General features: G+C 60.3%; 16 protein-coding genes. 9 read left to right on the top strand and 7 right to left on the bottom strand.

Annotation, left to right across the window (positions count from 1 at the left end):
• Positions 1 to 92 precede the first annotated feature (92 nt).
• The 3 genes from FZZ90_RS05750 to FZZ90_RS05740 are packed head-to-tail and all read left to right on the top strand — an operon-like array spanning position 93 to position 3,585.
• Complete coding sequence (locus FZZ90_RS05750) at positions 93 to 1,103, top strand: hypothetical protein (RefSeq protein ID WP_226424776.1); 1,011 nt, start codon at positions 93 to 95, stop codon at positions 1,101 to 1,103.
• On the top strand, positions 1,100 to 2,827 hold the full coding sequence (locus tag FZZ90_RS05745) for an aminoglycoside phosphotransferase family protein (RefSeq protein ID WP_226424775.1): 1,728 nt from the start codon (positions 1,100 to 1,102) through the stop codon (positions 2,825 to 2,827). The genes FZZ90_RS05750 and FZZ90_RS05745 overlap by 4 nt, the downstream gene beginning before the upstream one ends.
• Entirely contained in the window at positions 2,827 to 3,585 is a 759-nt protein-coding gene (locus FZZ90_RS05740; protein WP_226424774.1) for an NTP transferase domain-containing protein, read from the top strand. Before FZZ90_RS05745 ends, FZZ90_RS05740 begins: the two co-directional genes overlap by 1 nt.
• Here FZZ90_RS05740 and FZZ90_RS05735 read toward each other — a convergent pair.
• Together FZZ90_RS05735 and FZZ90_RS05730 are read right to left on the bottom strand one after the other, a co-directional pair.
• Positions 3,569 to 4,582: a hypothetical protein gene (locus FZZ90_RS05735; protein ID WP_226424773.1), complete on the bottom strand. Its 1,014-nt coding sequence runs from the start codon at positions 4,580 to 4,582 to the stop codon at positions 3,569 to 3,571. The genes FZZ90_RS05740 and FZZ90_RS05735 overlap by 17 nt on opposite strands.
• On the bottom strand, positions 4,579 to 5,787 hold the full coding sequence (locus FZZ90_RS05730; RefSeq protein ID WP_226424772.1) for a sulfatase-like hydrolase/transferase: 1,209 nt from the start codon (positions 5,785 to 5,787) through the stop codon (positions 4,579 to 4,581). The genes FZZ90_RS05735 and FZZ90_RS05730 overlap by 4 nt, the downstream gene beginning before the upstream one ends.
• Positions 5,788 to 5,843: 56 nt before the next feature.
• On the opposite strand from FZZ90_RS05730, the gene mutS reads away from it, so the two are divergent.
• A complete protein-coding gene (mutS, locus tag FZZ90_RS05725) occupies positions 5,844 to 8,546 on the top strand; it encodes a DNA mismatch repair protein MutS (protein WP_226424771.1) in 2,703 nt (900 codons plus the stop codon).
• Between the two features lie 4 nt (positions 8,547 to 8,550).
• Here the strand turns inward: mutS and ribH are convergent, their stop codons facing one another.
• Both ribH and psbZ read right to left on the bottom strand, forming a co-directional pair.
• Positions 8,551 to 9,033, bottom strand: coding sequence for a 6,7-dimethyl-8-ribityllumazine synthase (ribH, locus tag FZZ90_RS05720; RefSeq protein WP_115009674.1), 483 nt, complete (start codon positions 9,031 to 9,033; stop codon positions 8,551 to 8,553).
• A gap of 64 nt (positions 9,034 to 9,097) precedes the next feature.
• Complete coding sequence (gene psbZ, locus FZZ90_RS05715) at positions 9,098 to 9,286, bottom strand: photosystem II reaction center protein PsbZ (protein ID WP_006850156.1); 189 nt, start codon at positions 9,284 to 9,286, stop codon at positions 9,098 to 9,100.
• Between the two features lie 134 nt (positions 9,287 to 9,420).
• Between psbZ and FZZ90_RS05710 the strand changes: the two genes are divergently transcribed.
• On the top strand, positions 9,421 to 10,152 hold the full coding sequence (locus FZZ90_RS05710; RefSeq protein ID WP_226424770.1) for a sulfotransferase: 732 nt from the start codon (positions 9,421 to 9,423) through the stop codon (positions 10,150 to 10,152).
• Positions 10,153 to 10,161: 9 nt separating this feature from the next.
• On the opposite strand, the gene FZZ90_RS05705 is transcribed toward FZZ90_RS05710, so the two are convergent.
• Positions 10,162 to 10,920, bottom strand: coding sequence for a DUF561 domain-containing protein (locus FZZ90_RS05705; protein WP_226424769.1), 759 nt, complete (start codon positions 10,918 to 10,920; stop codon positions 10,162 to 10,164).
• Positions 10,921 to 10,955: 35 nt separating this feature from the next.
• Here FZZ90_RS05705 and tilS point away from each other — a divergent pair, with 35 nt between their 5' ends.
• A complete protein-coding gene (tilS, locus tag FZZ90_RS05700) occupies positions 10,956 to 11,960 on the top strand; it encodes a tRNA lysidine(34) synthetase TilS (RefSeq protein WP_226424768.1) in 1,005 nt (334 codons plus the stop codon).
• Here the strand turns inward: tilS and FZZ90_RS05695 are convergent.
• Entirely contained in the window at positions 11,908 to 12,555 is a 648-nt protein-coding gene (locus FZZ90_RS05695) for a precorrin-8X methylmutase (protein WP_226424767.1), read from the bottom strand. The two genes, tilS and FZZ90_RS05695, sit on opposite strands and share 53 nt — an antisense overlap.
• A gap of 9 nt (positions 12,556 to 12,564) precedes the next feature.
• Here FZZ90_RS05695 and holA point away from each other — a divergent pair, with 9 nt between their 5' ends.
• From holA to FZZ90_RS05680, 3 genes are read left to right on the top strand one after another with little or no spacing between them, the layout of a single operon-like run.
• Positions 12,565 to 13,530 carry a DNA polymerase III subunit delta gene (gene holA, locus FZZ90_RS05690; protein ID WP_226424766.1) on the top strand — a complete coding sequence of 322 codons (966 nt, stop codon included), beginning with the start codon at positions 12,565 to 12,567 and terminating at the stop codon, positions 13,528 to 13,530.
• A 47-nt stretch (positions 13,531 to 13,577) separates the two neighbouring features.
• Complete coding sequence (locus FZZ90_RS05685) at positions 13,578 to 15,383, top strand: aspartate kinase (RefSeq protein WP_226424765.1); 1,806 nt, start codon at positions 13,578 to 13,580, stop codon at positions 15,381 to 15,383.
• 33 nt (positions 15,384 to 15,416) lie between these two features.
• Positions 15,417 to 16,184, top strand: a complete 768-nt coding sequence (locus FZZ90_RS05680) for a hypothetical protein (RefSeq protein ID WP_226424764.1) — start codon at positions 15,417 to 15,419, stop codon at positions 16,182 to 16,184.
• Here FZZ90_RS05680 and FZZ90_RS05675 read toward each other — a convergent pair.
• A complete protein-coding gene (locus FZZ90_RS05675; protein ID WP_226424763.1) occupies positions 16,170 to 18,209 on the bottom strand; it encodes a ribonuclease J in 2,040 nt (679 codons plus the stop codon). The genes FZZ90_RS05680 and FZZ90_RS05675 overlap by 15 nt on opposite strands.
• Positions 18,210 to 18,261 lie beyond the last annotated feature (52 nt).

Here is an 18,261-nt window from a genome sequence, read left to right as displayed (position 1 = left end):
ACACCGAAAGAACAGCCAAGTGGGGCTCAAAAAACAGTGAATTGAATAGGTGTAGGCAGTAGCGTTCGATTCATCCAAAGAACTGCCTGGTCATGACAGCCCCGCACCAACCTGCCTGGGTGCTGCTGTCAGCCTCTGCAGATCGCAGACCCTGTGAGCCAGATCCTTCAGACCAACACCCCATCCTTGAGGACATTGCTCTAATAGAGGCCAGACGAATCAATCGGCTCCGTCCGCAATCACTGGTTCAGCAGGCACCAACTTGGACAACCCCCCACAAACATCCACGTTTTGCCGTGCTGATCACGGGGGAACTGCGCTGCCTTAACCGCTCCGGCCAGCTGTTTAGAGCCCTCAAGAAGCGTGCAGATTTGTTCGTCGTGACCACGGCGGAATTTCGCGATCGCGCCCTGCAACTCACTTCTCCTGAACGAACTCTAATTGTGGAGGATCATCCTCTTGAGACCAAACGGGATCAAGCTGTGCCTGTGAACGCTATGAAGCAATGGCACAAACTCGAACTGGCATGGCGGCTATTGCGCAAGGAAGAAAATCAACGCGGGGCTACATATCGCTATGTGATCAAGCTCCGATCGGATTACCACATCGTTCATCCCAAAGCAGTGCTGAAATCAGTACGCAGGGCTTGCCGTCATCCCGATTCGGGCTTGGTTGGTGCCTCTGACAAAGTTTTTGGTGGAAGGCGCCAGAGCATGCAAATGCTCGAGGGTTTCTTTGACGCAATTCCAGGCTGGTTCGATCAACGGGAAAAGGATTACTGGCCGATAAATCTGAAACAAGTGCTCGCATCCGATGACTCAGTCAAGTGGTATGGGATGAATTGGCCAGCCGAACTGATCGGCAGACCTCCAACCCCAAGCCTCTGGCGACGAAAGCTGGAAAAAATTGATCCAAGCCTGGTCCAAGCTCTCGGCAACCGACGAAATCAAGGACCAGAACACTTCCATAGATTGTTGAGGGGCCACCCACGCTTTGCATCTGAGATCTGCTTCAGCCGCTTTCTCAACTTCTGCGGCATCCCCTTTAGGGACTGCAAGGGTCTGCGAGGCTTTCTCTACAGCGACAGGCTGATGCAGCCATGAGCCAACTACCTGATCCATGGCTGACCGTCCTAATACTGGCTGGCGGGTCCCTGAACAATAAACAGATTGGCCCACTCCCAAGCTTGAGCAACAATCCGGCCGACCTAGCTGATGGATCTGGCCTCGCACGAGACCAAATTAACCAACATTTTCGTAAATTAGATGGTGTTAAGCAGTGCCTTCTATCGGATCAATCAAACACACCCATCCGACCCCACCTTTGTGACAGCGGTTTGGAAAAGCTGCTGATCGAACCACAATCCGACGTGATCGCAAGCATCAAGAAAGCGCTACCAAAGATCGAGACACCTTGGCTACTGCTGCAACCGATCACTAGCCTTCCAACCCTGGACGTGGAGCTCTGCTACAGCATCGAGCTAGGCGAACGGCCCATCCCCCGGGAGAACTGGTCCGCTGTAGAAGCACCCGAAACCAATAAGCCTCGTTTTCTCAGCAGAGATCAATCGGTCAGCACAGACGAAAAACCCTCGCATCCTTTCACCGGCGTGATATGCGCACCTACGGAGCTGATCGAACAGCTGTTGCCAGCCGCAGGGAGCGATTTGCTGCTACTCGCGGAACGGCTTTGGAAGACTGGGAAGGTCCGATTTCGGATGGCCCCATGGATGGACCTCGGCCATCGGGCTACTTACAGCTACAGCCGTCTAAACAGACTTAAAAGCCGCAGCTTCAACAAAGTTTCCTATGACCCTCGAGCCGACCTGATACGCAAATGCTCCAGCGATCAAGAACGACTGGTTCAGGAATACAACTATTTGCGCAACCTGCCATTACCACTACAACGATTTTTTCCAGCACTAGCTTCTCAAAACATGAGTACTTCCAACCAGGAACCTTCCTGCCTAGAACTAGAATATATTCCCTTCCCCAACTTGGCAGAACTATTCCTGCACTGGCAGTTAGGAAGCAATGGATGGAGACAAATCGCTCGTCGTCTAGCCACAGCCCGAAAAATCATGCTGGATAGCGATGCACCAGAACCCACACCTCAGCCGGTATCAACAAAGTGGCTTTACAGTCAAAAACTGGCCAAAAGGCTTAGCTTGCTGCGAAAACAACCTCCCGACTTAACATCTAATCTTGGTTTGAAATGGGAAAAGTTCTGGGAAAGCCCACTTCATCTACAACTTGTGAATCCTCAGGGACGAGAAACTACAAAAGTCATGAAATTAACAAGCCCGCATGCTGCCAGCCAAGCAGCACTGAAGGCACTGCCTCCCCTTGAAAAGCCACAACAGCTGAGACGCACGCATGGAGACCTCTGCTTCAACAACATCCTGGCTGATCCCTACAGCGGCTCAATCCGTATGATTGATCCAAGGGGCGAAGCGGCACCGCATTCGCAATGGCCTAGTGGATATGGCGACCCCCGCTATGATCTAGTAAAATTATTGCATTCATGCCGATACCTTTACGATATTGTTTGCAACAGCATGTTCCATCTGAAGTTAAATGATAACGTACTAACGCTACAGATTGACGTGCCACAGCACTACGATATCGTCAACAATGCCATCCAAGAGGAAGTAATCAAAGATGAACTAAATCCCTACGAGGAGCGCTTTTTAACAGCCAGCCTGTTTCTTTCGATGCTCCCCCTTCACCGTCAAGAGCCCTTGCACTGCGTCATGTTCAGCTGCATTGCAGTTCTGATCCTGGAAAATCGCTTTGACAACGTGTTGAAAGCGAGCTTGAGCATCTAATGGCAAAAACAGTATTAATCCCTGCAGCCGGCGCCGGCAGTCGGTTCAAAAATGCAGGGATAAATGTAGCCAAACCCCTCATTATCGCAAAAGGACGAACGCTCCTGGAGCACACTCTAGATTGTTTTGAGTTTGCAAATGAAGACCATCTCATATTGGCAGTACAACATAAGCATGAGGTACGCAAAGCCCTCGAAAAAAAGCTAAAAAGACGACTACCAAAAGTAAATATTCACTGGTTCGAATTGGAACAACTTTTACCCGGCCAGCTGGCAACATCAGTAGCCGCACTTGAATCAATACTTCAAACGTCCGATCTCGATGAATCCCTTCCACTTCTTATCCATAATTGCGATACTGGCTTCCAATGGAAACCCGAATTCGAATCCATACAGGGATTCGCATCTATGGCCGTATTTCCTGCTAAGGGAACTCACTGGTCGTTCGGACAGCCAGATCCAAAGGATTCACACAGAGCCATCGCTATTGCCGAAAAAAAAAGGATCTCTGATCTCGCATCTATCGGATTATATGGATTCTCGTCAACCAAAATTTTTTTAAAAGAAGCGAAGGCCGTTCTCTACAGCCAAGACACTATTGAAGGCGAATATTACATAGCACCTATGCTTCATAAAGCAATAACAAAAGGAATGGAAGTGAGCCTACCGAGAGTTGACAAAGTCAAAATCTATGGAACACCTGGGGAACTTTGTGAATGCTTTAAACTTAGCCTGGAGACCCTCAAGAGCGAAAATTAACGACTTCGAGCAAGCCATCAACCAAGCAACTAATCTGCTCAGAAGACAGAGAAATGCTGTCAGAACAGCTTCCAAGATTGTCACTGAAAATTTGATCAAAACTTAGGCCTTCAGTTAAATTCAAAGCAGCAGATTCGGGCAAAAAAGTATTGATACGCTCAATGACGCCCGCCCAACGGGAATTAAATGCTTGAATTGCAGCCAAAGATGCATGCAAACACGCAGGCTGCAGCATTGGAAGCCGGTCTACCAACGCCTCCCCTACTGGTGCTGCAGCATCTCCAAGACGACCATTGAGACAACGCATTAGGAGAAGCTCATCATCAGTGAGCGAACGATTGACCGGCAAAGATGGCGGCGGCTGCCAACACAACCATGGATCAAGCTCCAACCAGCTCTGCAATTCTTGAAGCAATGCCTTCTTTCGGCGGCCATAATGAACAATCGTAAGTTTAATTCGCTCCTGATATTTCTCGATCAACTCCAATGATTTCAGCAATCGCGCCATAAATCCATAATCGAAGAGCCACTGCTCGAAATCGGCTGTATAACCGTGACGTTTAACCATCTGGCTATAAACGGAGCAGGCATGCTCCAGCGGATCGCGAACCATCAAAAGCAACTCGATTCGCTTAACTCCCCAACGATCTGCAACTGGCAATAAAGGTGGAAGCAGTTGATCCAACTGCTTGGCCCAGCCTTCAAAACTGAACACCAAACCATTCAGTTGGCGGCGAGAAACCCCCTCTTTGTCCAACAGCTTGCGCCGCCAGCGGCGCGGCCTAATTGAGGAATCAAGCAAAGCCTGAAGAACGTGGCCGTTGCCCATGCTGAAGCGCCCTTGCGAAGCACGGTCCTCCAGGAAAAAATTATCTGAAGACTTCGTTGGATAGAGAAGCCCACTCTGAAGCGCCAGTGAATTCGTATTGGTCGCAAGCCAGCTCTGCAGGTAAGAACTTCCAGTCTTGCCATGACCGATATGCAAAAGCAGTCTCATATGACCGTCATCACCTCATCGGCGTAGTCGACAGTTACAGGACCTTTCATGCGGCGAAGCCTTGAACCGAAACTACCCTCCAAAGGATTGGAAACCGCTCCCATTGCTGCCCAGAGTGCAGAAGTCAATCCAAATGGCCGCCGGTTGTACCTCCAAAGCCGCCTCCAACCGGCACGACCGCCAGGTGGACGATGCAGAAACAACGATCGAATTGCTCCCTCAAGAAAACAACCTTTCAGCATTAAACCCCAGTCCCCCAGAAGCTCTCCGTGATCACTGCAGACGGAGATAGCTGTTCGATTGGCATCACTTCGACGCTCCAGAGCCTGCAAAATCTGGCCAAGCTGAGCATCCAACAACTCCAAATGATTCGCATAGTCCTGGCGTAGAGCGTCAACTGCCTCTTCTGGCAGCCCATGAGGCCAACGCCGGAGCTTGCCGGCAAGAACGCTTCCATCAGGAACATGAACACCCTTGGCTGAACCCAATGGAGGCCTGGGCTGGGGCTTGGGGATCGGCCGTCGACGACTCCAGGACAAGGGAACATCAAAGGGCTCATGGGGGCCAGGGAAACTCACCCAAAGCAGCCATGGTTGATCCATCGGCAATCGAGCAAGTTCCTCCAGAGCGATCCCGGTTAGCCAGAGATCGGGATAAAGCTCGTCCGGCAGAACAGTGGGCCTGACGCAGTGAACCCGACCGTTGCGATATCGATCCTTAAGATCCTCCCGATAGAGATCAAAAACGCCAGAGTCGCGCCAAAGATCCGTCAGCTCGCACTCAAGACGAGTCAACGCACGCGGTCCTGCAATCTCTCGGGCTCGATCAAATCCCAAGTCGTTCAACAACGGGATGTTGTCCCTCAAATCGCCTTGACCTTTGTGAGGAGTCCAGTGGGTCTTGCCAACCAGAGCCGTGTTGTAGCCGAAATCCTGCCGGAGGTTGCGCACAAAAGATCTTGCGTCCGCCGGCACCGTGTAAGGCCTGTTAGTGGTCAACCCAATGTCCGCAGGTCTTTGTCCCGTCAACCAACTCACTCGAGCGGGGACGCACTGGGGGCTTGATGTGTAGCAACGACGTAGATCCCACCCTTCAGCCGCGATCGATTGCAGATAAGGCAGACGGAGCCAGGACTGATGCAACCAGTCTCCCCGCCACTGATCAAAACTGATAAGGAGCCAGTTTTGCGAGGGAGGATTCGGCATGGACTAATTGTGCAGTGACTGATACCCCTACGATCGGGCTTCCAACTCTCGGGCTCGTGGCACGATCCGCTGAAACCCAGCCGGAACTGGCCCTGCAGGGAAGCCTATTTGGCGAGCCCGAAACCGCTACAACATCAGAACCCGTGCCGGCTAGGCCGGCCGCAGGAGAGCTGAGCGATGCAGAGCTGGGCGCCGATGCCGCCGCCCGGCCCCGCCAGCGCCAGGCCGCATCAAGCGCAACCACCAGCGAATCCCCGGCTGCAAGAGATTCCGACCCCAGCAGCGACGAACCGGCCTGGGCCCACCACAGTCAGCTGGATCCCTTGCAGCTCACGCCGATGCTGCGCCACTACGTGGAGCTCAAAGCGGCCCATCCCGAACGGGTGCTGCTCTACCGCCTGGGCGACTTCTTCGAGTGCTTCTTCGAAGACGCGATCGAGATCTCCCGGGTGCTGGAACTCACCCTCACCGGCAAGGAGGGCGGCAAAGCCATCGGCCGAGTGCCGATGGCAGGCATCCCCCACCACGCCGCCGAGCGCTACTGCACCGAACTGATCAAGCAGGGCTACAGCGTGGCCCTCTGTGATCAGCTCGAAACCACCCCCACCAAGGGCGCCCTGCTCAAGCGAGACATCACACGGGTGTTGACCCCCGGCACCGTGCTGGAGGAAGGCATGCTCAGCGCCCGCCGCAACAACTGGCTGGCGGCGGTGGTGGTGGAGCCGGCCCAGGGCCAGCAACCGCTGCGCTGGGGCCTGGCCAGCGCCGATGTGAGCACTGGCGAGGTGCAGGTGATGCAACGGGAAGAGAGCAGCGCCCTGCACCAGCAGCTGGCCCAACAGGAGGCCTCCGAACTGCTCTGGAGCGCCGACCACGACGCAGGTCGGCCGGCCTGGTGCCCGGAGCGGCTGCGGCTGACACCGATGGCCAGCACCCCCTTCAGCCCAGTAGAAGCGGAGCGCACCCTGCAGCAGCACTACAGCCTTAGCAGCCTCGATGGCCTGGGCCTGCCGGAACATCCCCTGGCCCTACAGGCCCTCGGCGGCCTGCTGCACTACCTGCAGGAGACCCAGCCCCTGGAAGACAACAGCCGCATTCCCCTGGAGGTGCCGGCGATCGTGCACCGCGGCGATGCCCTGGTGCTTGATTCCCAGACCCGTCGCAACCTCGAGCTCACCGCCACCCAGCGCGACAACCAGTTGCGGGGGTCCTTGCTCTGGGCCATCGATCGCACCCTCACCGCCATGGGCGGCCGTTGCTTGCGCCGTTGGCTGGAAGCACCGTTGATGGACCGCCATGCCATTCAACAGCGCCAGGATCTGGTGAGCAGCCTGGTGAACGAACGCAGCCTGCGTCTAGCCATCCGCCAGCTGCTGCGGCCGATGGGCGACCTGGAACGACTGGCCGGCAGGGCCGGGGCAGGCCATGCCGGTGCCCGCGATCTGGTGGCCATCGCCGATGGCCTGGAACGGTTGCCCCAACTCACCGCACGGCTGGAGGCTGCCATCAGCACGGGACCCGACTGGTTACAGCAGCTGCTCAACCCAGATCCGGCCCTGGCGGAACTGGCCCAGACGATTCGCCACAACCTGGTGGAGACACCACCCCTATCGCTCTCAGAGGGCGATCTCATCCACGACGGCGTCGACCCGCTTTTGGATGGGCTGCGCAACCAACTGGACGATCAAGACGCATGGCTCAGCCATCAGGAGCAGCAGGAGCGCCAACGCAGTGGCATCAGCACCCTGAAGCTGCAGCACCACCGCACCTTCGGCTACTTCCTGGCGGTGAGCAAAGCCAAGGCCACCACGGTTCCAGACCACTGGATCCGGCGCCAGACCCTGGCCAACGAGGAACGCTTCATCACCCCCGACCTCAAGGAGCGGGAAGGCAAGATCTTCCAGCTGCGGGCCCGGGCCTGCCAGCGGGAATACGAACTGTTCTGCCAATTGCGCGAGCAGGTGGGGACCATGGCGGCCCCGATCCGTCAGGCCGCCCGCGCCGTTGCCGCTCTGGATGCCCTCACCGGCCTCGCCGATGTGGCCGCCAGCGGTGGCTACTGCCTACCGACCATCACCGAAGGCCGGGGGCTGAAGCTGGAGGCCAGCCGCCATCCAGTGGTGGAGCAACGGCTGGTGGAAACCGCCTTCACCCCCAATGATGTGCAACTCGGTGATGGCACCGATTTGGTGGTGCTCACGGGCCCAAACGCCAGTGGCAAGAGCTGCTATCTGCGCCAGATCGGATTGATCCAGTTGATGGCCCAGATCGGCAGCTGGGTACCGGCCCGCTCCGCCACCGTCGGTATTGCTGATCGGATCTTCACCCGGGTGGGGGCTGTGGATGATCTGGCCGCCGGCCAGTCCACCTTCATGGTGGAGATGGCCGAAACCGCCAACATCCTTCACCACGCCAGCGATCGTTCCCTGGTGCTGCTCGATGAGATCGGGCGGGGCACCGCCACCTTCGATGGCCTTTCGATCGCCTGGGCAGTGAGCGAGCACCTGGCCGGCGACCTGGGCAGCCGCACGGTGTTCGCCACCCACTATCACGAGCTCAACAACCTGGCCGCCGAACGCGACAACGTCGCCAACTTCCAGGTGCTGGTGGAGGAAACCGGTGACGACCTGGTGTTCCTCCACCAAGTGCAGTCCGGCGGCGCCAGCCGCAGCTACGGCATTGAAGCGGCGCGGTTAGCCGGCGTTCCCAAGCCTGTGGTGCAACGGGCCCGGCAGGTGCTGGATCAGTTGGCGGCCTGAAGCATCAAGCCGATGGCAACGCGCGCATCAGGCTGCCCATCTCCAGGGCTTCCAGGCCGTAGCTCCAGCCGAGATTGCTCTTGATGCCCGCACGCTCGAGGGCCTGCTGCATCGTGTCGGTGGTCAACACCCCGAAGATCACCGGCACGGACGTGTCGCGCGCCACTGCAGCAACACCCTTGCTGGCCTCCGCCACCACCACATCGAAGTGGGGTGTGTCGCCGCGAATCACCGCCCCCAGGGTGATCAGCACCTGGTACTGGCCGGAGCGGGCCATCTGCTGGGCCACGATCGGCAGTTCGAACGAACCCGGCACCCAGGCCACATCGAGCTGGGAGCTGGTCTCCGACACATCCACGCCGTGGCGCTTGAGGCAGTCAAGGCAGCCGCTCAGCAGCTTGGCGGTGACCAGATCATTGAAACGAGCCACAACGATGCCGACGCGCAGCCCAGCTGCGTCAGAAAAACGTCCTTCGAACGTGGCCATTGGGAAGGTGCCGACTGAATCTCAGCCATCGTGGCACCCGCCAGGTTTCCGCTGAGGGCTGAACTCAGACGACGAAGAAGCTCACACCCCAGTTCAGCAGCACCAAGGCGACCCAAACAGCACTGCCCAGCAGGATCAGTCGATTGGAACGGCCGCTGTCCTCGCTGGAGGCATACAGAACCGGCACCGCAACGATCAAGGCAAAGGACGCCACCACCAGGGCCAGAACGGTCAGCGTGTTGATGAACTGCATGGGTCTGGATGACAGGGGTTGATTTTCACATGCGAACAGATAGCTCCGAGGCTACGAGCGCCACTCTTCACACCATGAAGGCGTTCTGTCCTTACAGCCCCAGCAAAATGCTGCCAATCGGCCACACCAGCTGAATGGCACCCCCCTTACCTGAGTTCCTCGGTCTCGGCACCCAGAAAGGTGGCACCACAACACTGCATCGCTTGCTGGAGCAGCACCCGGACGTTTATCTACCAGCCTGCAAGGAAGTTCATTTCTTTGATCAGAACCACGACGCAGGGGACGGCTGGTACCGGAACCACTTCGCCAACGCCCAGCCCGACCAGGTGTGCGGGGAGATCACGCCCTTTTATCTGTTCCATCCCGACGTGCCTGGCCGCATCCACAACCTCCTCCCCAAGGCCCGCATGGTGGTGCTGCTGAGGGATCCAGTGGAACGCACGATCTCTCAGCTGTTTCACGCCCGCAAACGGGGCTTTGAAACCTTGGAGCCTGCCGATGCTTTAGCCGCTGAACCACGACGCCTGCAGAGCGGCGATCCCGTCAGCCTGCAAAAACACAGCTACCTCAGCCGTAGCCGCTACCTGGAACAGCTGGACCGCTACGAAGTCCTCTTCCCCCGAGAGCAACTGCTGATCCTGCGCAGTGAAGACCTGTTCTCCACGCCGGAGAACATCTGGCAGCAGATACTGCACTTTCTCCAGCTCACTCCCATCGATTGGCCCGGGGCGTTGCCACGCGCCAATGCCGGTGATGGGCTGGGTGACCGTATCGACCCAGCCCTACGCCAACAACTCAGGCAGCAACTGGCAGAGACCGTTGCCGGCGTCCGGAGCCGCTATGGCATCGAATGGGAGTGGACCTAAGGCGAGGCCTCAGACGCGGGCCGCGACAGCGCTGCCGAGGGCATCACGCAGACCGCGCACAACCGCCACCATCGCCAGCTCATCCTGGAGGCGATTCACAGCAGAACCAACACCCACACCGGCCGCACCAGCGGCAATCGCCATCGGCAGCGTCACCGCAGAAAGACCAGACGCACAAAGAACGGGCACATCGACGGCGCGACTGATGCTGTGGGCCGCCGCAAGGGTGGGGGCAGCCTTCTCGATCAAGCCCAGGTGGCCAGCGCTGAAGGGCTTGGCACTGGTGCCTCCCTCGGTCTGGATCAGATCAGCACCGGCCCCCACCAGATCGATGGCCAGCTGCTCCTGCTCATCCATCGGCAACACATGGGGCACCGTGACGCTCAACACCACGTTGGGCAGCAGTTGGCGGGTGCGGCGGGTGAGGTCCAGCACCTCAGCCGCGTCAAAGATCCGGCCCTGGGGATAGAAGGCGTCGTAGTTGCCGATCTCCACCATCAGCGCACCGGCTTCCACCGCCGCAGGGAACTGCTCGGGCTCCACCGACGACACACACACGGGCACGCCACCGGAGGCCTCGATCGCCAGACGCACCAGGCCGGGGTCGCAGGCCACGTCGATCAGATCAGCACCGCCACGCCCTGCTGCACGGGCGACCCGCTCCACGCTGGCGGCATCGAAATTCATCAGGCCAGCGATCACCTTGAGCGCAGAGCGCTGCTCGAGGCTGCGCTGCAAAGAAACGGGCAGCTGCTGAAGACGGGTCATGGGGGACTGGACAGCGATGCCCTGATTCTCACACCGTGGGGGAAACGCATCCCACCTCCTTGGGCTGGACGTCCTGGCATGACCGACTGCACCGGCGCCTGCGGCAGCAGCCGCAGCTGCTGCCGCAAGGCAGCTCACTGCTGCTGGCGGTGTCGGGCGGACAAGACTCCATGGCTCTGCTGGCGTTGCTGCAGGATCTGATGCCCTTGCATGGCTGGGAGCTGCGCCTTTGGCACGGCGACCACCGCTGGCACAACGGCTCCAGCCAGATCGCCGCGGAGCTCGGGGCCTGGTGCCAACAGCGGGAACTCCTCCTCCAGGTGGACCAGGCAGCGCCGGGACAAGTGCCCAGCGAAGCCAAAGCCCGTCAGTGGCGTTACGAACGGCTGGCACAACGGGGCCGCGAAGTAGGCGCCGATGTGGTGACAGGCCACACCGCCAGCGACCGGGCCGAAACGATGCTGCTGCAGCTGGCCCGCGGCAGCGACCTGGCCGGCCTAGCGGCCCTGCCCAGCATCCGCCCCCTCAGCCCAGAAGGACCCCAGCTGCGCCGGCCGCTGCTGCACCTGCAGCGCGATGACACCCTCCAGATCTGCCGGGACCTCGCCCTGCCGATCTGGGAGGACCCGAGCAACCAATCCCCTGATTTCGCCCGCAACCGGATCCGCCAGGAGGTTCTTCCGGTGATGGAGGAGTTGCATCCAGGCAGCACTCAGCGGATGAGCGAGCTGGCCGAACGGGTGTCCCACGTGCGGGACAGTCAGACGGAACTCAGCCAGATGGCCCTGGAGGTTCTGCAAACTCCAGATGGCCTGAACCGCCGCGGCCTGGGGGCCTTGAGCCCAGCCACCCGTCGCCTGCTGCTGGCGCAGTGGCTGCAGCAGCAGGGGCTGCCACCCCTTCCGGCCACCCAACTGGACGAGCTCAGCCGACGACTGGACAAGGGTGCTCCCGGTGGTGCAGCCGATCTAGCCGGGGGCTGGCAGCTCAGCTGGAAAGGGGGGGAGCTGGTGCTGCTGCAGCGCGAAGCAGAGCATTGACCGCCGCAGCCACCAGACCGGCTCCACCCCTGCTGCTCTCCAAACGGATCTGGGCCAGACCGCTGGCCGCCAGATGCTTCTTGCTTTCCTCCACCCCCACAAAACCCACCGGCATGCCGATCACCAGGCTGGGGGCTGGAGCACCGGCGGCCACCTGCTGCAACAGCACCTCAAGAGCGGTCGGCGCACTGCCGATCAGCACCACCGGAGCCGGTGACGCCACCGCGAGCGAGCGCCAAGCCTGCTCCATGCCAGCCGCCGTGCGCGTTGAACCCGACGGCGCCGCCTCAGGTGCCCACTCCAGCACCGTGTGCACGGTGCTGCCAAGGGTGCGTTGGGCCATCGGGGCCACCGCAGCCGCCGCCATCGCGGTATCCGTCAGGATCGATGCCCCCTGCTTCAACGCTTCCAAACCCTGGTCACAAGCCCCCTCGCTGAACCGCAGCAGTGCCCCCAGGGAGAGATCACCACTGCTGTGCACCAACCGTTCCAGCACCTGCTGTTGCAAAGGCAGCAGGCCCGTGTCCCCCAGAGCCGCACGGATCCGCCGGATGCTTTCGGTGAAGATCGGGTGGTCTTGGGCCATCCACGCCATCATCGACCCATGCCGATCCATCTGCTCTGGGGTGATGACGCCGCTGCGCGGGACCGGGCTATCGATGCTCTGATCGGGCAGGTTGTCGACCCCAGCTGGAGCAGCCTCAACCTCAGCCGCCTCGATGGAGCAGACGTTGGGCAAGCCCTGCAGGCCCTTGAGGAGGCCCGAACCCCTCCCTTCGCCACAGGCGAACGACTGGTGTTGCTGCAACGCAGTCCGTTCTGCAATGGCTGCCCCAGTGAACTGGCCGACCGGTTTGAAGCCGCCCTCGAGCTGATCCCCGACAGCAGCCACCTGGTGCTGGTGAACCCGGCCAAACCGGATGGTCGCCTGCGCACCACCAAAGCCCTGCAGAAGCGGATCAAAAGCGGGCTCGATCAGGAACAGAGCTTCCCGCTGCCAGCGGCCTGGGATGGCAGTGGTCAGCGCCAATTAGTGCAACGCACGGCCGAGGCCCTGGGTCTGAAGGTTGAGCCGGATGCCATCGATGCCCTGGTGGAGGCCATCGGCACCGACAGCGCCCGGCTTGAATCTGAACTGCGCAAGCTATCCCTGCGCGGCTCCACCATTTCGGCTGCACGGGTGCATGAGCTGGTGGGGGGACGCTCCACCAACGCCCTGGCCGTGGGCGATGCGCTGCTGGAGGGCAACCCTGGCGAAGCGATTGCCCGCTGGGATGCCCTGATCGAAGCGGGGGAACCAGCCCTGCGCATCGTGGCCACCCTCACCGGTCAGATCCGCGGCTGGCTCTGGGTGAGCATGCTGGAACAGCAAGGGGAACGGGATGTGGCGGTGATCGCCAAGGCCGCTGGGATCGGCAACCCCAAACGCATCTACGTGATGCGCAAGCAACTGCAGGGTCGGCCAGCCAAACGTTTCCTCTCCTTGCTAGGCCGACTGCTGGACGTGGAGGCGCGGCTCAAACGCGGCGCCCAGCCTGGCGATGCCTTCCGCGACGGACTGCTGGGCTGATCGCTGCCCGCCAGGTGAGAAAATCCAGCGTTGCTGAAGCCCGGCCCATGGCCCTCCTGGTGCAGAAATTCGGGGGCACCTCCGTCGGCAGCGTGGAACGCATCAAGGCAGTGGCCGATCGGATCGGACGTTGCCGTGAGGAGGGGCACGACGTAGTCGTGGTGGTCTCCGCCATGGGCCACACCACCGATGAATTGACGGGTCTGGCCAACGCCATCACCTCTGCCCCCACCCAGCGGGAGATGGACATGCTCCTGGCCAGTGGCGAACAGGTGTCGATCGCCTTGCTGGCGATGGCCTTGAACGCCCAAGGGGTCAGTGCAACATCCATGACTGGTCCGCAGGTGGGCATCGCCACGGAATCCACCCATGGCCGGGCCAGGATCCTTGGGATTCGCACCGACCGACTCCGCAACCGCCTGGATGCTGGCCAGGTGGTGGTGGTCGCCGGTTTCCAGGGCACCAGCACCAGCAGTGATGGACTCAACGAAATCACCACCCTTGGGCGCGGGGGCTCCGACACCTCCGCTGTCGCCCTGGCGGCGGCCCTGGGTGCCGATGCCTGCGAGATCTACACCGACGTTCCGGGTGTTCTCAGCACCGATCCGCGCAAGGTGTCCGATGCCCAGCTGATGGACACGATCAGCTGCGACGAAATGCTGGAACTTGCCAGCCTTGGGGCCTCCGTGCTGCATCCCAGGGCCGTTGAGATCGCCCGCAACTACGGCGTGAACCTTGTGGTGCGCTCCAGTTGGAGCGACGCACCCGGCACCCGGATCACCAGCCGTTCAGCCCGTCCGATCAGCAGCAGCGGCCTGGAGCTCGGCAGTCCTGTGGATGGGATGGAGGAAGTGGGCGGACAGGCTGTGGTCGCCCTCTCCCACATTCCCGATCAGCCCGGTATTGCCGCACGACTGTTTGAAACCCTCTCCGATGCGGGAATCAATGTGGACCTCATCATTCAGGCCACCCACGAGGGCAGCAGCAACGACATCACCTTCACGGTGGCCGAAGCGGATCTCGCGCTGGCCCGCACTGTGAGCCAGAAGGTTCTGGATCAACTGGGCGGCGATCTGGCATCCGAAGCAGGGCTGACGAAGCTCAGCATCAGCGGTGCCGGAATCATGGGGCGCCCTGGCATTGCCGCCGGGCTGTTCAACTGCCTGTGTCAGCAAGGCATCAACCTTCGCCTGATCGCCACCAGTGAGGTGAAGGTGAGCTGCGTGATTGACTCCGGCGCCGGCAGCAAGGCAGTTCAGGCGGTGCAGGAGGCCTTCGACCTGGAGGACTCACAAATCCGCATCAATCCCACCGACAACGGCAGCGGGGAACCGGAAGTGCGTGGCGTCGCCCTCGACCGCGACCAGGTGCAACTGAGTGTTCGTCACGTGCCCGATCGACCCGGCACCGCAGCAGCTCTCTGTTCAGCCCTGGCGGACAACAGCATCAGCCTCGATGCGATCGTTCAATCGGAACGGCAACACAACGACGGATCGCGCGACATCACCTTCATCCTGCGCAAGGACGACCGCGCCCGCGCCGATGTGGCCCTGGCACCCCTGCTGGCCCAGTGGCCCGGAGCCGCTCTGGAAGATGGTGAGGCCATTGCCCGGGTGAGTGCTGTGGGGGCTGGGATGCCGGCAACAGCAGGGACAGCGGGTCGCATGTTTCGAGCGCTGGCGGATGCAGGCATCAACATCGGCCTAATCGCCACCAGCGAAATCAGAACCAGCTGTGTGGTAGCAGAAGACGCCGGCGTCCAGGCCCTCCAGGTGGTGCACACCGGGTTCGGGCTGGGAGGAGAAGAGCGTCACACCGCCCAAGGCACCGCTTCACCGCACGACCCCGACTAACGGTCTACAACGGGGAGACTGGCCCCCCAACGCGTGGACGCCGATTTCGAGCAGCACTACCAAGCCGCGGAACGGGCCTATGGCCTGGGGGAGTACGCCGAAGCCCATGCCCTCACTTCAGCGTTGTGGGATCAACTCCAAAGCGCAACAGACGAGCACGACCCAAGCCTGGTCTTGGGCTGGCGGGCGGTGGTGTCATTGCTCCTGGGTCACATCCAGCTGCATGGTCTCCAGCAACCAGAGGAGGCTTCTTTCTCCTACCAACAAGTTCTGGAGGGTGAACCTGACGCCACCATCGCAGCCCTGGCTGAACAAGGGCTAGAGCGCTGCAGATCAGGACAGATCTCCAGCGAAGCAGGTAGGACGCTCGCAACCGATGGCGCCATCCCTGACCTGCTGAAGGATCCCTTCCTGAGCACGAATTCCGATCAAGCGAAGCCAGCACTGGCTGATGTGGTCACCGCAATGCCGTGGTTGTCCAGTGCCGATAAACCCCGGGCCATGCCAACTCCCAATACCACTCCCACTTCGGCCCCTTTTCCAAGCCCAGAGCCAACGCTCACCCCTGGAGCCAATTCAGACGTTGAGATGGCGAACCAGGAACCAGAACCCACCATCGAAGAGCCCCCCCTCGACGCCGTCGAGCCCACACCCCAGGAGCCTGCAGCCACGGATCTCCTAGAGAAATCATGGCTGCGAGTCCAACTCCAGCCTGCAATCAAAAGCCCCACCGACTCCAATGAGCCGATGGGGCTGATCAACAGGATTAAAGAAGCGATCGCCCGCTCAGCTGGCCGCTGAACGACGACGACGGGTACGGCCTGCAGGCATCTCCGGCTCCTGAGAAGCAGGGGCTGGCTTTTCAGCAACCGGTTGAGGAGCCACTTTCTCCACCACTGCCGTTGCCGCCGCCGCACGAACGGGGGCAGGGGTTGCTGAGCCAGAACGACCGTTGCCCTGAGCGTTCCGCACCGGAGCGGGGGTTCCACCTCCACCACCGTTGCGACGCCCATAGGGAGAGCCACCGCCACGACCACCGCGACCGCGGGGAGCCGGACGGTCATCGGGCTCTGCATCGGCACGGCCCTTATAAACCGGTGTGCCGCCAGGAGCCGGCTGCACCAGACAGAGGATCAGCGGCTCCACCTGCAGTTCACGACGCATCCGGCGGCCAAGGCCGACCTCCACTTCACGCTGCACACCCATCCAGTCCACCTCCGGTGCCTTGTCACCGGTGTTGCGGCAGAGCTGCTTCCAGCGGTTTTCGAGCACCCACTTGATTTCACGCTCAACCCACAACGACATCTTGCGAGCATCGGCTGTGGTGACCACACCGCGAAGATTCACCCGCGGCGGAGCCACCATGGCGCCATCGGTGCTGATGGCGGCCAAGATCGTCACCACGCCATCTTCCGCCAGCTGCTGGCGTTCCTTGAGCACCCGGGCATCAACGATGCCGTTGCGGGATTGATCCAGCAGCTCGATGCCCGCCTTCACCGCACTGCCTTTACGGAGCGAATCCGGGGTGAGCTCCACCACATCACCGTTGTCGATGATCAAGGTGTTGTCGACCGGAACCCCCATCGAATGGCCGGTGCGGGAGTGCTGCACCAGCATCCGGTGTTCACCATGCACCGGCACGAAGAACTTGGGACGGGTGAGGGCCAGCATCAGTTTCTGGTCTTCCTGGAAACCATGGCCAGAGACGTGAATGCCTTCGCCCTTGCCGTAGACCACCTTGGCGCCCAACATCATCAGCTTGTCGATGGTGTTGACCACGGAAATCGTGTTTCCAGGGATCGGGCTGGCCGAGAAAATAATTGTGTCGGTGGTCTTGACCTTCACTTGGGGATGCTCACCGCGAGAGATGCGGCTTAAAGCGGCCAGTGGCTCTCCCTGGCTGCCGGTCATCAGCAGCAGCGTTTCGCGATCGGGCACATCGTTGATCTGCTTGATCGGCACAAACAGTTCATCCGGCGCGCGCATGTAGCCCAGTTCCCGGGCCTTGGCAATCACGTTGAGCATGGAGCGGCCCAGCAGCCCCACCTTGCGGCCGTTCTTCAGGGCCAGCTCCAGAATCATCGACACCCGATGAATCGAGCTGGCGAAGGTGGTAACGATCACCCGCCCTTCGGCATTGGCGATGTGGCGATCCAAGTTGGGGAACACCGAGCGCTCCGGCGGGCAGAACCCAGGGACTTCCGAGTTGGTGGAGTCACTAAACAGGCACAAGACACCTTTCTCACCGTGGTGGGCGAGGCGGGCCATGTCGAAGTTTTCGCCATCGACCGGGGTGTGGTCGAACTTGAAGTCGCCCGTGAAGATGACGGTTCCCACCGGTGTGGAGATGGCCAGCGTGAAGCTGTCGGCCATCGAGTGGGTGTTGCGGATGAACTCCACCGAGAAGTGCTGACCCACTTTCACCACATCACGCGGACCAACGGTCTGCAGGGTGGTGCGGTCGCGGACCCCGGCCTCATCCATCTTGCCGGTAAGCATCGAAAGGGCCAGCCGCGGCCCGTAGATCACAGGAATGTTGAAGTGCTTGAGGTGGTGAGCGATGCCACCGATGTGATCTTCATGACCATGGGTGACGATCATTCCGCGAATCCGCTTCTGGTTCTCGCGCAGAAAGCTGGTGTCGGGCAGCACCACATTCACCCCGTGCATGCCATCGCTCGGGAAGGCCAGACCGGCATCCACCAGCATCAGGTCATCGCCGTACTCGAACACGCAGGTGTTCTTGCCGATTTCGTGCAGACCACCCAGGGGGATCACCCGAAGACAGGGCTCCTGCCCCTTGCTGGATCGCGCGTTGTTGACCATGAAAAACGATGTGTAAAAGAACGGGTTGCGTAAGCCGATAAGCCGGACCGGG

The sequence above is a fragment of the Synechococcus sp. MU1617 genome (assembly GCF_020514235.1).
GTDB lineage: Bacteria > Cyanobacteriota > Cyanobacteriia > PCC-6307 > Cyanobiaceae > Parasynechococcus.
This window is presented reverse-complemented; position numbering and strand designations above follow the sequence as displayed.

What these genes read in the sequence shown, in the direction of transcription:
- FZZ90_RS05750 (WP_226424776.1), top strand. Translation starts at nt 93, where the DNA reads ATGACAGCCCCGCACCAACCTGCCTGGGTGCTGCTGTCAGCCTCTGCA.
- FZZ90_RS05675 (WP_226424763.1), bottom strand. Translation starts at nt 18,209, where the DNA reads ATGGTCAACAACGCGCGATCCAGCAAGGGGCAGGAGCCCTGTCTTCGG.
- ribH (WP_115009674.1), bottom strand. Translation starts at nt 9,033, where the DNA reads ATGGCCACGTTCGAAGGACGTTTTTCTGACGCAGCTGGGCTGCGCGTC.
- holA (WP_226424766.1), top strand. Translation starts at nt 12,565, where the DNA reads ATGCCGATCCATCTGCTCTGGGGTGATGACGCCGCTGCGCGGGACCGG.
- psbZ (WP_006850156.1), bottom strand. Translation starts at nt 9,286, where the DNA reads ATGCAGTTCATCAACACGCTGACCGTTCTGGCCCTGGTGGTGGCGTCC.
- FZZ90_RS05685 (WP_226424765.1), top strand. Translation starts at nt 13,578, where the DNA reads ATGGCCCTCCTGGTGCAGAAATTCGGGGGCACCTCCGTCGGCAGCGTG.
- FZZ90_RS05710 (WP_226424770.1), top strand. Translation starts at nt 9,421, where the DNA reads ATGGCACCCCCCTTACCTGAGTTCCTCGGTCTCGGCACCCAGAAAGGT.
- FZZ90_RS05735 (WP_226424773.1), bottom strand. Translation starts at nt 4,582, where the DNA reads ATGAGACTGCTTTTGCATATCGGTCATGGCAAGACTGGAAGTTCTTAC.
- FZZ90_RS05745 (WP_226424775.1), top strand. Translation starts at nt 1,100, where the DNA reads ATGAGCCAACTACCTGATCCATGGCTGACCGTCCTAATACTGGCTGGC.
- FZZ90_RS05740 (WP_226424774.1), top strand. Translation starts at nt 2,827, where the DNA reads ATGGCAAAAACAGTATTAATCCCTGCAGCCGGCGCCGGCAGTCGGTTC.
- FZZ90_RS05695 (WP_226424767.1), bottom strand. Translation starts at nt 12,555, where the DNA reads ATGGCGTGGATGGCCCAAGACCACCCGATCTTCACCGAAAGCATCCGG.
- FZZ90_RS05705 (WP_226424769.1), bottom strand. Translation starts at nt 10,920, where the DNA reads ATGACCCGTCTTCAGCAGCTGCCCGTTTCTTTGCAGCGCAGCCTCGAG.
- FZZ90_RS05730 (WP_226424772.1), bottom strand. Translation starts at nt 5,787, where the DNA reads ATGCCGAATCCTCCCTCGCAAAACTGGCTCCTTATCAGTTTTGATCAG.